General features: G+C 70.5%; 12 protein-coding genes. 4 read left to right on the plus strand and 8 right to left on the minus strand.

All coding sequences use genetic code 11. From position 1 onward, the window contains the following. Window positions 1–30 precede the first annotated feature (30 nt). The 6 genes from ACE1OA_RS00700 to ACE1OA_RS00725 all read right to left on the minus strand — a co-directional run bounded on the left by ACE1OA_RS00700 (window position 31) and on the right by ACE1OA_RS00725 (window position 8,250). Window positions 31–1,428, minus strand: a complete 1,398-nt coding sequence (locus tag ACE1OA_RS00700) for an aspartate ammonia-lyase (protein ID WP_432752004.1) — start codon at window positions 1,426–1,428, stop codon at window positions 31–33. 191 nt (window positions 1,429–1,619) lie between these two features. Further along, on the minus strand, window positions 1,620–3,671 hold the full coding sequence (locus tag ACE1OA_RS00705; protein ID WP_432752005.1) for a beta-galactosidase: 2,052 nt from the start codon (window positions 3,669–3,671) through the stop codon (window positions 1,620–1,622). After that, window positions 3,668–4,567 (minus strand): carbohydrate ABC transporter permease, encoded by a 900-nt coding sequence (locus ACE1OA_RS00710; protein ID WP_386542557.1) that lies wholly within the window; start codon window positions 4,565–4,567, stop codon window positions 3,668–3,670. The genes ACE1OA_RS00705 and ACE1OA_RS00710 overlap by 4 nt, the downstream gene beginning before the upstream one ends. Beyond that, entirely contained in the window at window positions 4,564–5,502 is a 939-nt protein-coding gene (locus ACE1OA_RS00715) for a carbohydrate ABC transporter permease (protein WP_432752006.1), read from the minus strand. Before ACE1OA_RS00715 ends, ACE1OA_RS00710 begins: the two co-directional genes overlap by 4 nt. A gap of 89 nt (window positions 5,503–5,591) precedes the next feature. Next, window positions 5,592–6,956, minus strand: a complete 1,365-nt coding sequence (locus tag ACE1OA_RS00720) for an ABC transporter substrate-binding protein (protein ID WP_384867143.1) — start codon at window positions 6,954–6,956, stop codon at window positions 5,592–5,594. Between the two features lie 319 nt (window positions 6,957–7,275). Then, on the minus strand, window positions 7,276–8,250 hold the full coding sequence (locus ACE1OA_RS00725) for a LacI family DNA-binding transcriptional regulator (protein ID WP_356606214.1): 975 nt from the start codon (window positions 8,248–8,250) through the stop codon (window positions 7,276–7,278). A 218-nt stretch (window positions 8,251–8,468) separates the two neighbouring features. Between ACE1OA_RS00725 and ACE1OA_RS00730 the strand changes: the two genes are divergently transcribed. The 3 genes from ACE1OA_RS00730 (at window position 8,469) to ACE1OA_RS00740 (ending at window position 12,710) form a co-directional block, all read left to right on the plus strand. Beyond that, window positions 8,469–9,260, plus strand: coding sequence for an SGNH/GDSL hydrolase family protein (locus tag ACE1OA_RS00730; RefSeq protein ID WP_356606216.1), 792 nt, complete (start codon window positions 8,469–8,471; stop codon window positions 9,258–9,260). 99 nt (window positions 9,261–9,359) lie between these two features. Beyond that, a complete protein-coding gene (locus ACE1OA_RS00735; RefSeq protein ID WP_384867144.1) occupies window positions 9,360–11,486 on the plus strand; it encodes an alpha-galactosidase in 2,127 nt (708 codons plus the stop codon). 240 nt (window positions 11,487–11,726) lie between these two features. Next, window positions 11,727–12,710 carry a hypothetical protein gene (locus ACE1OA_RS00740; RefSeq protein ID WP_432752007.1) on the plus strand — a complete coding sequence of 328 codons (984 nt, stop codon included), beginning with the start codon at window positions 11,727–11,729 and terminating at the stop codon, window positions 12,708–12,710. Here ACE1OA_RS00740 and ACE1OA_RS00745 read toward each other — a convergent pair. Together ACE1OA_RS00745 and ACE1OA_RS00750 are read right to left on the minus strand one after the other, a co-directional pair. Further along, a complete protein-coding gene (locus ACE1OA_RS00745; RefSeq protein ID WP_356606222.1) occupies window positions 12,674–12,991 on the minus strand; it encodes a hypothetical protein in 318 nt (105 codons plus the stop codon). The two genes, ACE1OA_RS00740 and ACE1OA_RS00745, sit on opposite strands and share 37 nt — an antisense overlap. A 286-nt stretch (window positions 12,992–13,277) precedes the next feature. Then, window positions 13,278–13,922: an ATP-binding protein gene (locus ACE1OA_RS00750; protein WP_432752008.1), complete on the minus strand. Its 645-nt coding sequence runs from the start codon at window positions 13,920–13,922 to the stop codon at window positions 13,278–13,280. A gap of 200 nt (window positions 13,923–14,122) precedes the next feature. On the opposite strand from ACE1OA_RS00750, the gene ACE1OA_RS00755 reads away from it, so the two are divergent. Then, window positions 14,123–14,656, plus strand: coding sequence for a hypothetical protein (locus tag ACE1OA_RS00755; protein WP_432752009.1), 534 nt, complete (start codon window positions 14,123–14,125; stop codon window positions 14,654–14,656). Window positions 14,657–14,719: the final 63 nt, after the last annotated feature.

A 14,719-nucleotide genomic window follows, 5' to 3' on the forward strand; every position in this document is an offset into this window, starting at 1 on the left:
CCCGGTGTCCCGGGGGCGGCCGGCCGCATCTCAGCGTGGTGGCCTCACCAGCCTGTGCAGGTCGAGCAGACCGTCCAGCTCCTCCGCCGACAACAGCCCGTCCCGCAGCGCCAGCTCCCGGACCGGCACTCCGCCGGTCACACATCGGCGCGCCAGTTCGGACGCCTTGGGGTAGCCGATCACGGGGTTGAGTGCGGTCGCCAGCCCCGCGGACCGCTCGACGGCGAACCGCAGGTGACTCTCGTTCGCCTCGATCCCCTGGACGCAGTGCTCGGCGAGGATCCGGCACGCAGCGTCCAGACGACGTATCGCGGTGAGCAGAAGGTGGGCGACGAGTGGCTCGAAGGCGTTGAGCTGCAATTGCCCGGCCTGCGCCGCCATGGACACCGCCGCGTCCGCGCCGACGACGTCGAAGCACACCTGGTTGACCGCTTCCGGGATGACCGGGTTGACCTTGCCCGGCATGATGCTCGACCCGGCCTGCCGGGCCGGCAGACGGATCTCCCCCAGCCCAGCCGCGGGACCGGAGGCGAGCAGCCGCAGATCGTTGCAGATCTTCGACAGCCGCAACGCGAACCGGCGCAGCGCCGCCGACATCTGCAGGAAGGCACCCATACCCTGGGTGCTCTCGATCGGGTCACGCGCTTCCCGGACCGGTACCCCGGTGACCAGCGCGAGGTGCGCCACGACGGCGGCGGTGAATCCGGGATCCGCGTTGAGCCCGGTGCCGATGGCGGTGCCGCCCAGGTTCACCTCGCACGTCTCCGCCCTCGCCGCCTGCAGCACGGCGGCATCGTCCCGGACGGTCAGGGCGAAGACGTCGAACTCCTGCCCCAGCGTCATGGGAACGGCGTCCTGAAGCTGCGTCCTGCCCAGCTTGTAGGTCTTCGCGAAGGCGCCGCCCCGCTCGGTGAACGCCCGCGCCAGGTCCGTCATCGTGTCGAGCAGCACACCCGCGGCCGCACGCAGGGCGAGCTTGACGGCCGTCGGGTACACGTCGTTCGTGCTCTGCGCGCGATTGACGTCATCGTTGGGGTGCGCATACCCATAGGCCCCGCGGGGGTGCCCGAGGATCTCCAGCGCACGGTTGGCGATCACCTCGTTGGCGTTCATGTGGGTGGATGTGCCGGCGCCGCCCTGGAGGACGTCGACCACGAACTGGTCGTGCAGCGCCCCGGCCCGGATCTCCCGGCACGCCGTCACGATGGCGTCCGCACGGTCCGGCGGAAGCGTGGCGAGGTCGCGGTGCGCGAGGGCCGCGGCCTCCTTGACGCTCGCCAGTGCCACGACGAGCTCCGGGTGAGCGGACAACGGGACGCCGGAGAGCGGAAAGTTCTCCACGGCACGCAGCGTATGGATGCCGTAGTAGACGTCGGCCGGCACATCTCGCTCACCCAGCAGGTCCCGCTCACGCCTGACAGCGGCCATCGGCCCTCTCCTCCACATGCCTGCGACACACCTCGACATCAGCAGTATGGTGCGTTACTCATCGACAGGACAAGAGGCAATCTGAAACAGACGTTACGGAGCGAGGTGAAAAACGGGAGCCAGGCGCGGTGTGCCTTCGCTCGCGGGCGAGGTGGGCGCGAGTCCGCCGGGACTGATCCCGTTCCCGACGTTCAGTCGTACTCGCGCACGACGACCACGTCGCCGCCTCCCAGCCTGCATTTCCCCTCGTAGCTGCGGCCGCTGACCAGGTCGGTACCCCGCACCGGCACGGTGACCGACTCGTCCAGATGGTTGATCAGGAACAGGAAGCTGCCACCGTTCGCGCGACGCCGTACGGCTTCCACGCCCACCGGTACGTCCGCCGTGGGCAGGACGCCCGCCTTCCGGCAGAGCGCCGCCACGGTCCGGCGCAGCACGGCGGGTTCCGGGTGGGTGGCGATGTACTCGGCGGAGCCCGCCGCGACGCGGTTCACGGTGACGGCTGGTTCGCCGGGCGCCGGTCCACCGGGGGCCCCCGCGGCGAAGCGGAGTGTCGCCGTCGCGTCGTGCAGGACCAGGCGCTCTGCCCAGGTGTGTGCCGTCGAGCCGTCGGACAGGGCGATGCGGTCCGTGGCGCGCACGGGCAGGTACTCGTCGACGTGGAGGCCGAGGAGGTCGCGGAGGGCTCCTGGTTGGGGTCCCGGCCTGACATGGTCGTTGACGTCCACGACACCGCTGAAGGCCCCGATGAGGAGGTGTCCCCCGCCTCGCGCGTACGCGTGCAGGTTCGCGGCGTCGTCGTCGGTGACGAGGTAGAGGCTCGGCACGAGTACCGCCCGGTAGGCGCTGAGGTCGGAGCCGGGCGGGACGATGTCGCAGGTGTGTCCGAGGGACCACAGTGCCTCGTACCAGGAGTGGACGAGGTCCAGGTAGCGCAGATGGGCGGAGGGGCGCGCGTCGAGTTCCAGTGCCCACCAGGCGTGCCAGTCGAACACGAGGGCGACATCGGCGTCGACGGTGGATCCGCGGACGTCGGTCAGGGCGCGCAGGTGCCGACCGAGCCGGGTGACCTCCCGCCAGGTGCTGCTCTGGGTCCCGTTGTGGGGAAGCATGGCGGAGTGCCACTTCTCGGCGCCGGCCTTGGCTTGCCTCCACTGGAAGAACATGACCGCGTCCGCGCCCCGGGCGATGTGGGCGAGGCTGTTGCGGCGCATTTCGCCGGGCCTCTTGGCCACGTTCACGGGCTGCCAGTTGACGGCGGAGGTGGAATGCTCCATGAGCATCCAGGGGGCGCCTGCGGCCATGCCGCGGGCCAGGTCGGCGTTGAGCGCCAGGCCGACGTGGGCGCGCGGGTCGGCCGCGGTGAGGTAGTGGTCGACGGAGACGACGTCGCACTGCTCGGCGAAGGCGAACCCGTCGATCTTCTTCTCCAGGGTGCCCATGAGGTTGGTGGTCAGGGGCGTCCTCGGGGAGTGCTCGCGGATGAAGGCGCTCTCGGCCCCGTGGCGTCGCAGCAGGGCGTCGGAGGAGAAGCGCCGGTAGTCGAGGTCCTGGGTGGGATTGATGAACGCGGGTGTGTCGCGGGGCGGTTGGATCTCCTGCCAGTCTCCGTAGCGCTGGCTCCAGAAGTCGGTGCCCCACGCGGTGTTGAGCTCGTCGAGGGTTTCGTAGCGCTCGCGCAGCCAGAGACGGAACGCGGCGGCGCTGACGTCGCAGTAGCAGAGGGCGTTGTGGTTGCCCCATTCGTTGTGGACGTGCCACAGGACCACGGCCGGGTGGTCGGCGTACCGCTGGGCGAGTCGGCGCACGATGGCGTCGGCGGCGTGCGCGTAGTCGGGGTTGCTGGGGCAGAACACCTGGCGGGAGCCGGGTACCTGGCGGGTGCCTGTTCGGGTGACGGGGAGGGATTCCGGGTGGGCGTGGCTGAACCAGGGCGGGGGTGCCGCCGTGGGGGTGGCGAGGTCGACGGCGACGCCGTGTGCGTGCAGCAGGTCCAGCACGTCGTCGAGCCAGGCGAAGTCGTAGTCGCCGGGGCGGGGTTCCAGGCGGGACCAGGAGAAGACGCCCACGGTGACGAGGTTGACTCCGGCCTCCCGCATGAGGCGGGCGTCCTCGGTCCACACCTCTCGCGGCCACTGCTCGGGGTTGTAGTCGCCGCCGTACGCGATGCCGCCGAGCCGGTCGGTGACGGTCTTCAGGGCGTCGCGGTGACGGACGAAGCGGTCGTCGGTGCGGCGGGTCATTTGACTGCTCCTGCGGCAAGTCCCGCGCGCCAGTGGCGCTGCAGGGTGAGGAAGGTGAGGACGATCGGGAGCACCGAGACGAGGGATCCGGTGATGGCGAGGGTCTGCAGCTCCGGGAGACGGCTGATCTGCGATTGCCAGGTGAACAGGCCCAGGGTGACGGGGTAGAGCCGTTCGTCCTGGAGCATGACCAGCGGCAGGAGGAAGTTGTTCCAGATCACGACGAACTGGAACAGGAAGATCGTCACGAGGGCGGGGGCCATCATGCGCAGGGCTATCGTGCAGAAGATCCGTGCTTCTCCGGCGCCGTCCAGGCGGGCCGCCTCGACGACCTCGCCGGGTATGGAGGCGGTCGCGAAGATGCGGGAGAGGTAGACGCCGAACGGGCTGACGATGCTGGGCAGGAAGACAGACCAGAACGTGTTGGTCGCGTCGACCTGGGCGAAGAGCAGGAAGAGGGGCAGGGCCAGGGCCGTGGCGGGCACGAGGACGCCGCCTAGGACGAGGGAGAAGAGCGCTTCGCGTCCGCGGAAGCGGTAGACGGCCAGGGCGTAGCCGGCCATCGCGGACAGCAGGGTCCCGACGGCTGCGCCGGCGCCCGCGTAGCCGAGGCTGTTGAGGAGCCAGCGGCCGAACACGCCGTCCTGGTGGGTGAAGAGCGCGGTGAGGTTGTCGCCGAGGTGCCAGTCGGCGGGGAGCAGGCCGGGGGTGCCGACGAGATCGCTCTGCGATTTCGTGGCGGCGGTCAGCAGCCAGTACACCGGCAGCAGCATGTAGCAGGCAACCAGGGTCAGGAAGAGCATGGCCGCGGCCGTGGACCGGGCCTCGGCGCGGGCACGTGGACGCGTCCGGAGCGGTGTGGCGTGGGCTCCCGCGGTGCGGGTCAGGACGCTCATGTGTTCTTCCGTCGGGTGAAGGTGAGGAATCCGAGGGACAGCAGGAAGGTCGCGCCGGCCAGCAGGACCGACATGGCCGCGGCTTCGGCGTAGTTGTCGGCCGCGGCCGCCGAGTAGGCGGCGAGGTTCGGCGTGTAGGTGCTGGTCACGCTGGTGGAGATGGCCCGCAGCACCTGGGGTTCGGTGAACAGCTGAAGGGTGCCGATGATGGAGAACACGCCGGTCAGGACCAGGGCGGGCCGGATGATCGGGATCTTGATCCGCAGCGCGGTGGCCAGGGCGCCCGCGCCGTCGGCGCGGGCGGCGTCCAGGACGTCGGCGGGGACCGTCTGCAGGGCGGCGTAGATGATCAGCATGTTGTAGCCGGTGTAGGTCCAGGTGACGATGTTGCCGATGGACCAGAGGATGGCTCCGGGCCCCAGCGGGTCGAGATCGGACCCGGCGCTGCGGAGCAGGTCGACGACCGGGGAGAGTCTGGGGTCGTAGAGGAAGGCCCACATCAGCGCCGCCACGACCCCGGGAATCCCGTAGGGGACGAAGAAGACGACGCGGAAGAACCTCTTGAGCCGGGTGACGGCGGAGTCCAGCAGGAGGGCGAGGGTGAGCGCCAGCAGGAGCATCACGGGGATCTGGACGACGCCGAACGCGAGGACGCGCAGGACGCCGGTGGTGAACGAGGTGTCCTGGAGTACCACGGCGTACTGCTCGAAACCGGCGAAGACGGTGCGGGTGCGGCCGAAGGTGCCGCCGGTGCGTTCGGTCCGGTGCAGGCTCTGCCAGAAGGCGTAGCCGACGGGGATCAGCGTGAACAGGACGAACGGGACGAAGAAGGGGGCGAGGAAGCCCAGGGGGGCGAGGGTGCGGCGGCGTGCGTGCGTACCGCTCACGGGGGTCGTCGGAGAGCGCCGGCCGGCGGCGGCCACCTCGGCTGTCATGTCAGGTGACCTTTCACGGTCGGGCGGGTGACCGCCGCGGGCGTCATGGGGCCTGCGGCGGTCCGGGTGGGTGCGGGGTGCACGTCAGCTCAGTCGGTGACGTCGAGGGACTGCTTGCGCAGCGATGCCACGCTCTTGGCGTCGGCCGTCGTGAGCGCGTCGCCGAGGGTGCCGTTGCCGGAGACGGCCGCCGAGGTTCCGTCGCTGAGGAACCGGTAGGTGTCGGTCATGGTGGGGCCCCAGGTGAAGTCGGTGTTCACGTTCCCCGAGGCCTCGGCGAACACGTCGAAGATCTTCTGCTTGCCGTAGAAGTCGACGGGCTGCTGGAGCGCCGGGAGCTTCAGTCCGGCCTTGGCCGCCGGATAGAGCCCGCCCTCCCGGTTGAGGATCTCCAGGGCCTGCGGATCCGAGTTCAGCCACAGGGCGAACCGCGACGCCTCGTAGGGGTGTTCGGCATCGGCCGTGACGACGGTCGTCGATCCGCCCCAGTTGCCGGCGGCCCTGCCGCCCTTGTCCCACTGCGGCATCGGGGCCACTGCCCACTTGCCCGCGGTCGCGGCGGCGTTGTCACGGATGGTGCTGTACCCCCACGCGGCGCTGATCCAGGTGACGACCTCCCCGTCGGTCCATGCCTTGTAGAGCGCCGGCGAGAAGCCCTGCAGATCGGTCGCGACGAGCTTGTCGTCGATCAACCGCTGCCAGTACGCGGCCACCTTCCGGCTTTCGGGCCGGTCGACCGTCACCTTCCACGAGTCGCCCTGGCGGTCGAACATGCCGGCGCCGTTCTGCCAGAGCAGTCCGGTGAACCAGTTCGGGTCGGTCTGGGAGAAGTGGGTGACATAGCGGCCGGGGGCGTCGGCCTTGATCCTGCGCGCCGCCGCCTCGTACTCCGCCCACGTGGTGGGGGCGGCCAGGCCGAGCTTGTCGAAGACGTCCTTGCGGTAGAACAGGGCCATGGGGCCGGTGTCCTGGGGTACGGCCCAGACACCGTCCTCGCCGTCGGCTCCGAAGGTCGCCTGGGACCACGTCCAGTCCACGAAGGCGCTCTTCGCCGCCGTCACGCCCTCGCACCGCGCGAGGTCCCGCAGGCCTTCCTTGAGACGGAAGCTGGCCAGTGAGTCGTACTCGACCTGGGCGAGATCGGGAGCCTTCTTCGCCTTCAGGGCGTTCGAAAGGTTCTGGTACGTCCCGGCGTTGCCGGCCGGCGTGGTCTTCACCTTCACCTGGACACGCGGGTTCTTCGCGTTCCACGCGGCCACGGCCTTCTCCATGCCGGGCACCCACGACCAGTACTCCAGCGTCACCGGCTCCTTGCTCGGCTCGCAGGCGGACGCCTTCGCACCGCCGCCGGTGGAGGAGTCGTCACCACCGCAGCCCGTCAGCCCGACGAGCGCCAGCGCCAGCGCCGGAGCCACCAGTCGCCCGCGCCGCCCACGTCCCCTGTGCATCGCCATGTTCTCGCTCCTCGTCGTTCCCACCCGCCCCCTCGGAGCGATGGCGGCAACCTTCGGGACCGCGATCCACGACCGTCAACAGGCCCGCCGTCGTCGTTACCGGTTCGACACCCCGCCGTGATGGACGCCGCTGGCTCAGGAGGGTCATTTATCGTCTCTGACCTGCGATATGTCGATCCGTCAAAAGTAACGACGCACGACCACTCCCGCTGACGTAATCGATTACGTTACTGTGCGGTCCGCTCGCCTCGACCGACGTCAAACGTCTTGGAGGATCGATGTCACGTGCCGTCGTGCACGCCACCCGAAGCGGACCGCGTCAGACCGACGCGCGCCTGATGTACCGAGCACCGATCTCGACGGTGCTGCGCTCGGAACGCCCCTCCAGGCGCTCGGCCAGCAGCCTGGCGCAGGCACGGCCGACCTCCTCGGCCGGGTACCGGATGGTGCTCAGCCGTGGACGGACGATCGACGCGAACTCGATGTCGTCGTGCCCGACCAGGGCCACGTCCTGGGGCACGCGGAGGCCGAGCTGCTCCGCCCGCTCCAACGCCCCGACCGCGGCCACGTCGTTGGCGCACAGCACGGCCTCCGGTGGATGCCGGTGCCGCATGAGGAGGCCGAAGCCCTCGGCGCCCGCGTCGCGGGTGTGCTCGCCGTGGACCACGAGCGCGTCCGGCAGCCTCAGGCCGAACGCCGGCGCCTGTGCGCGGATGCGCTCCAGCCGCGGATCGCCGCCGGCCGCGTCACGCGGTCCGGCGATGACGCCGATCCGCCGACGCCCCGTGTCGGCGACGTGCTCCAGCGCCGCGCGGACCGCCCCGTCCGCCGCAGGAGTCACCAGGTCGTGGTCGCCGAACGGAAGGTCGGCGCTGACCACGACCGGGATGGAGGCGGAAGCGAGGACGTCGAAGTCGCCGGGCGCGAGACGGAACGGTGTGATGACGACACCGGCCAGCCGCTGCCGCACCGCTTCGTCGAGAAACGCCCGCTCGTCGGCGAGCCTCGCACCCGTGTTGCAGATGGCCACGTGGAATCCCCCGGGCCGCAACGCCTCCTGCAGACCGTGCGCCAGCTGCGCGTAGAAGGGATTGGCGATGTCGGGGACCACGAGCGCGATCAAGGTGGACCGACCCGTCCGCAGGCTGCGCGCCACGGTGTTGAGCCGGAATCCGAGCTCCTCGATCGCGGCCTCGACCGCCCTGCGCGTCTCCGCGGACACCGGCCGCTTCCCGCTGAGCACATAGGAGACCGTCGCCGAGGAGACCCCCGCGGCCCTCGCCACATCGCTCATGGTGACCGCTCTGGCGATGGCAAACCCTCCTGTGATCAGCCGACAGGCTCCGTACGGCGATGGCTCCCGCCCACTCGCGCGCGGGAGCGGCTCCACCAGCAGTGACCTTACCCGCGGCTCGACGGTCGGGCTCCCGCACCCCGACCGCTCCCCAGGAGCCGACGACTTCCGGACGGACAGACCGGCCCGGACCACCCCCACCCCCATGGAGGCTTCACATGCGAAGATTCCGCGCGTTCTCCGCATCACTCACCCTGCTGGGCACGCTCGGCGCCCTGCTGGTCGGTACCGGCACCGCCCAGGCCGCGGGCGAACGCTACGTCGCGCTCGGGGACTCCTACTCCTCCGGTGTCGGTGCCGGCTCCTACTTCTCCGACAGCGGCAGCTGCAAGCGCAGCTCCAAGTCCTACCCCGCTCTGTGGAGCGCGTCGAACGCCCCCGCCTCGTTCAGCTTCGTCGCCTGCTCCGGCGCCACCAGCACGACCGTCCGCAACACCCAGCTCGGCAGCCTGACCGGCTCGACCACCCTCGTCAGCGTCAGCGCGGGCGGCAACGACATCGGCTTCGCCGACATCATGACCGTGTGCGTCCTGCAGTCCGACCAGGCCTGCGTCAACGCCGTGAACACCGGAACGGCCAAGGCGCGCAACGAGCTTCCCGGCCAGCTGGACCAGCTCTACTCCGGCATCCGCACCCGCTCACCGGGGGCCCGGGTCATGGTGCTCGGCTATCCCAGGTTCTACAAGCTCGGCAGCTGCATCGTCGGCATCGGCGACACCAAGCGCAAGGCACTCGACGACGCCGCCGACACCCTGAACTCGGTCATCAGCGGACGCGCGGCCGCGGCGGGGTTCCGGTTCATCGACGTCCGCGGCCCCTTCACGGGCCACGAGATCTGCTCCGGCGACGCATGGATCCACAGCACCCGCATCCCAGTCGACGAGAGCTACCACCCCAACACCAAGGGGCACCAGTACGGATACCTGCCCTCCTTCGACGCCATCGCCTGACCCACATCTCCTCGGGCGGCCGGTGCCCGCAGCACCGGTCGCCCGAGGGAACCGACGGCCGGCCCCCGGGACGGCCCCGACGCCACCGAGGAGACGGGCGTGCCCCTGGCCCGATACGACCCCGCCACCGGCCTGCTGCTCCTGACCGCCGCGGACTCCAGCTACGCCGTACGCCTCGACCCGCTCAGCGGCGGCTTCCGGCTCGTGCACTGGGGGCCGGCGCTCACCTTCGACGAAGCCCTCACCGCTCCCCTCCCCGCCGGCCCCCAGGACAGCTTCGCCGGTCCCTGGGACGGCACGGAGGAACTCGCCGTCGAAGCCGGCCCGCGCTACGGACCACCCGGCCTCGCCGTGCGGTTCGCCGACGGCGACCACCTGCTCGCCCCCGTCCTGGAGGACTGCTCGACCCGCTGCGGCTCCGGCAGCTCCCGGGCCGTGATCCGCATGCGCGACAGCATCAGGCCCCTGGCCTGGGAGCTGCACTACACCGTCAGGGAACACAGCCCCGTCATCGAGCGGCGGACCCTGTTCCAGCACACCGGCACCGCGGCGGACGGCCCTATCACCCTCGGCCGATGGGCCTCCGCCCAGTGGACGCTGCCGCATCGCGACACCTACCGGGTGAGCTCCGTTCACGGCGGATGGAGCCGCGAGAGCCAGCTGCGGCGCGGGGAGCTGCCCATCGGCGAGTTCACCCTCACCAGCCGCCGCGGTCACACGGGACACGACGCGGGGCCCTGGATGATGCTGGACGACACGAACACCGGCGAAGAGCACGGCGAGACCTGGACCGTCCAGATCGCCACCAGCGGCACCTGGCGCATGACCGCCCTGCACACCACGACCGGCCGGTGCTCCGTCACCGCCGCCGCCGGGCACGAAGGGGTCGAACGGATCCTGCACCCCGGCCGGAGCTTCCTCACACCGACCAGCACCGGCTGCTGGAGCGACGGAGGCTTCGGCGCGGCGTCCCGCGCCCAGCACCGCTGGGTCCGCGACCACGTCCTCCCCCACCCGCGGGAGACCAGGCCCGTGCTCTACAACTCCTGGGAGGCCACTGGTTTCGACGTCACCGAAGCCGACCAGAAGGAGCTCGCCACCCGTGCCGCCGCGCTCGGCGTCGAACTGTTCGTGGTGGACGACGGCTGGTTCGGCACCCGCGACGACGACCGCAGCGGCCTGGGCGAGTGGACCCCCCATCCCGGCAGGTTCCCCCACGGCCTCACTGCCCTGGCCGACCACGTGCACGCCCTCGGAATGCGGTTCGGTCTGTGGGTCGAACCCGAGATGTTCAGCCCGCAGGGCCTCCTGGCCACCGCCCACCCCGAGTGGAGCGCGCACGCCGCCGATCGTCCGCCGACCCTGCGCCGGAACCAGCTCACGCTGGACTTCTCGCTCCCCGAGGTCGTCGAGTGGGCCACCGAGACGCTCTCGCGCATCGTCCGCGAACACCGGGTCGACTTCCTGAAGTGGGATTTCAACCGCTCCTTCACCGAGAGCGGCAGCACCCCCGCGGGGGCACGGTCCCGGCCGGCGGCCCACGCCGACGGATTGCACCGGGTGCTCGACCGGCTGCGCGACCGATTCCCCGCCCTGCGCATCGAATCGTGTGCCGGAGGAGGCGGCCGCGTCGACGCGGCCGTGCTGCGCCACGCGGACCAGGTCTGGCCCTCGGACAACACCGACCCCTGCGACCGGCTCGCCATCCAGGACGGCTTCAGCCAGATCTGGCCGGCCCGCATCATGTCGTCGTGGGTGACCGACAGCCCCAACCCACTGACCGGACGCCGAACCCCCCTGCGTTTCCGGTTCCACGTGGCGATGGCCGGAGCCCTCGGCATCGGGGCCGACCTCACCCGCTGGACTCCGGAGGAGTCGGCCCAGGCGGCCGAACTGGTGCGCACCTACAAGGAGGTGCGGCACCTGGTCCAGCACGGAGACCTCTACCGTCTGCGGAAGCCCGCGGTCGGTCGCGCGGGTGCCGTCGCCTTCGTCCGACCCGACGGCCGGGAGGCCCTCATCCTCGCCTGGAACCCCCACCACGCCTTCGGCCCCGAGCAGGCCCCCCTCCGGGTGCCCGGACTTGAACCGGACGCCCGGTTCACCGCGGGAAGCAGCCGGGAAAGCCTCACGGGCGCCTATCTGGCGGCCTGCGGGCTTCCCCTCACACTGCCGTCCGAGCCCTACGCGAGCACACTCGTGCGGCTGCGCGCCGGACGGGCCTGAAGCGGCGGCGTACGCGTCTACGAGGAGGCCACCTCGTGGGTGGAGGAGGTGAGGACCCCAGCCACCTCGCCGGTGCTCCCCCCGGCAGAACCTCGGTCGGCTCGATCAGGTGCCCTCGGGGGTCGGGCGGTCGGCCGTGCCCCCGGGGGCCCCGCGCGAAAGATCGTCAAGGGCAATCCGCCCCTCCACCAGGCGTGTTAGGTTACCGGCCGATCTCACAGCCGTCCCAGGGGGATACCCGTGAACCGCCGAACTCTGCTGAAGAGTGCTGCCGCGATCGGTGTGGGGGCGCCGCTCGCCGCCCTCGCCGGCGCGACGCCCGCCCACGCCGCGGGCAACTACGACGTGCTCGTGACGGAGCAGGTCAAGAACAAGATCATGCTGTTCCGCGCGATCAACCTGTGGCGTCCCGAGAACCTCGGATGGTCCTGGGCGGCACCCGCCCAGAGCGCCTGGGAGCGGCTCAACGACGCGCGCTTCCGCGAGACCGACCGCTTCGGCTGGGTCTGCCTGGTCGCCGCGGGCGGCGGCAAGGTCGGCATCGTCAACTTCGGTGACGAAGACGCCCTGTTGTGGTCCGCGAGCCCCGGCGGGAACCCCCACGCGGTGGAGTACATCCGCAGCCACGGAGTCGTGGTCGCGGCTTCGTCGCAGAAGTCGTCCGAGGTGGACTACGACGGCTTCCTGACCGTCTACGCCCCCACCGACGCCGACTCCCCCGCCACGCTCGCACAGGTCCAGCAGATCACCTTCACAGGCGCGCACGGCCTGTGGTGGGACGGCTCGTACCTGTACGCCCTGGGGTCGTGGACGCTCGCCAAGTACCGCGTCACGGGGTCCCTGCGCAGCGCCAGACTCGAACTCGTCCAGAAGCACGTCTGGAACGAGGTCTTCTACGGCCACAGCCTCGACATGGACTTCACCGACACCAACAACCTGCTGTTGAACGGGGCCGGGGCCCTCTGGACCGTCGACAAGCGAAACCTCGCGCTCACCGCCGTCCGGCCGGCCGCCGGGGTGAAGTCCTTCTCCCGCGCCGCCGACGGCGAGTCCTTCTGGGTGCAGGCGCGTGACGTCACGCACCCGGGAGAGGAAGGCTGGTGGAACGAATACGTCCAGTTCTTCGACGCCGCAGGCGCCCCCACCTACCGGCGCGGACTCGACTACTACGGGTACGAGGGCAGGTTCTACCGCGCCCGAATCGCCAGCACACGGCTCACCTGAACCCTCGCAGACCCGGTCCCGAGCGACCGGCGCAGGAAGCGACCGCCGGAGGAGACGAGTTCGCGTGCCGCGAGCTTTCTGGCCGCGTCGCCGCTACCGCGATCACGGCTTCCGCAGCGGGAAGGCCCCCGTTGCCGCCACCGCGTTCCGTCGTGAACCAGCAAGGCGACGCTCTTGATCCGCGCAACGATGGGGAGTTCGGGGAGCAGGTCGGCCTCGACCTGCTCCCACATGGCCTCGTGGTCACCGCGTTCCTGGCCGTCTCGCGTCTCCTCGGCCACGGCACCACCTGCCCGGGCGCCGGTGAAGCGAGCGGGAGGGGCGTCCACGTGAACCTTCCCGGACCACGCCTACGGATGTACGCGCCCGACCGCGAAAGCGGCCGGGCCTGCCGTGACCCGAAGCCTCATTGAGCGACTGCGGTCAGGCAAGCGAGCATCACTCCGTGAGACTCGTCGTGCAGCGCGTGCGCACATCGTGGACCAAGGCGTCCCGCGGCGGCACCCCGGCGCACCGCATCGATGAACGAGGCCGACTCCGCTGAGCCCTCGATCCGTCGGGCGACCTTCATGCTGCCGGCGATTCCACCGTGTCCCGCTCGTCTTCGAGGCGGACGGTCAGGTCGGGCCAGTGCTCGGACCACCGTGCCACATCAACACCGGTCGGCGACCACGGCACACGCAGGGTGCCGTCCGGGAGGAAGCGGACGCAGGTCCCCGTGGTCCCGTCGGCCTCGACGGGTTCCAGGTCGGTCACCGGGATGCCGCGTGCGTAACGCTGGCTCCAGGATCCGTTGAGTCGTCGGTTGGTGTGAACCAGCCACTCGCTGAGCGCCGCGACGACCGACATACCGCGTCGGGCGTATCCGTCCGGAAGCGCCTCCACGTGCGGGAGATCGAAGAAGCGGAGATCCTTCGTGGCCATGACCGGCTTCCTCACCGCGCGGCGGTGCTCGTCGACGCGCGTGTCGGTGCCCCGCCCGTCGTCCTTCACCGACACGGAACCGTCGGTGTGCAGCGTGACCACGCACCGTCCGCCGCCTCGGCTCGCCGCCTCGTCGGCGGCGTACGCAACGACTTCGAGTACGAGGTGTCCCACCCCGCCTGGAGCGAACTGCGCCGGTCCCCGGCGGATCTGTTCGAGATGGCCCGCATCGACGAGGGCGGCCCAGTCATGCGTGGTGTTGACCCAAGAGGCCCTTGATCCGTCCATCTGACAAGTATCCCTGCGCTTCGAGGGCGTTCGTGGGTGGTCGCCCCGGGGTGACCGCACCGCCAGGAGGGCCGGCTCCTCCGGAGCACTCCAGCGGGGGCGGGGGACTCGTAAAGCCGGTGAGGAGCGTCGGGCTCTCGTGGCACACTCTCTCCTTGATCGCGAGGGTGCACGACCCCCGCGACCGGGGAGGAACACCTGTGAGCCGACCGAAGTGGACGGCGATCGCGGCAGCGGTCGTCGTGCTGGGAACAGCGGGCTGCGGCACGGACGCCGGGGCGACAGCCGCTCCCCCGTCGCCACGCCCCGCCGGCACCGGACCGCTCTCGAAACAGGTGGTGCGTACCGATCTCGACGGCTCGGCCGCCGACGCGGGTGCCCCGGCCAACGATCCGTGGGTCGCCGGTCGGGACAACGCCGCTCCGGCCGACTCCCCGAAGGCGTGCACCATCGCCTACAAGGGCTTCGCCACGGAGACCCAGCCGATCGAAGCCGCGCACCTCGACAGAGTCGTGCGCGAGCTCGAAGAGCGGGACTGGAAGCAGTTCGGGGACAGGAAGGAGCGCAAGGCTCCGGACGGGGTCGTCTTCGAAGCTCATGCGGTCCTCGCGCAGCGGGGCTGGAGGTTGCTCGCGGAGTACCGGCACTCCCCGGCGAACGACGTCCTCACCCTGTCGGCCTTCGACGACACGTGCCTCAAGAAGAACGGCCCGCTCCCCGATCCGATCGGCTGACCCGTGAACAGCTCGCCAAGGGTTCGCCCAGGGACGAGGGCCCGCTCGTGGCGCGGCCACAGG

It is taken from the genome of Streptomyces sp. JL2001, from assembly GCF_050917515.1.
Classification (GTDB): Bacteria; Actinomycetota; Actinomycetes; order Streptomycetales; family Streptomycetaceae; genus Streptomyces.

Coding starts and splice junctions, on each gene's coding strand:
- ACE1OA_RS00715 (WP_432752006.1), bottom strand. CDS start 5,502: ATGACAGCCGAGGTGGCCGCCGCCGGCCGGCGCTCTCCGACGACCCCC.
- ACE1OA_RS00710 (WP_386542557.1), bottom strand. CDS start 4,567: ATGAGCGTCCTGACCCGCACCGCGGGAGCCCACGCCACACCGCTCCGG.
- ACE1OA_RS00705 (WP_432752005.1), bottom strand. CDS start 3,671: ATGACCCGCCGCACCGACGACCGCTTCGTCCGTCACCGCGACGCCCTG.
- ACE1OA_RS00730 (WP_356606216.1), top strand. CDS start 8,469: ATGCGAAGATTCCGCGCGTTCTCCGCATCACTCACCCTGCTGGGCACG.
- ACE1OA_RS00720 (WP_384867143.1), bottom strand. CDS start 6,956: ATGGCGATGCACAGGGGACGTGGGCGGCGCGGGCGACTGGTGGCTCCG.
- ACE1OA_RS00750 (WP_432752008.1), bottom strand. CDS start 13,922: ATGGACGGATCAAGGGCCTCTTGGGTCAACACCACGCATGACTGGGCC.
- ACE1OA_RS00700 (WP_432752004.1), bottom strand. CDS start 1,428: ATGGCCGCTGTCAGGCGTGAGCGGGACCTGCTGGGTGAGCGAGATGTG.
- ACE1OA_RS00725 (WP_356606214.1), bottom strand. CDS start 8,250: ATGAGCGATGTGGCGAGGGCCGCGGGGGTCTCCTCGGCGACGGTCTCC.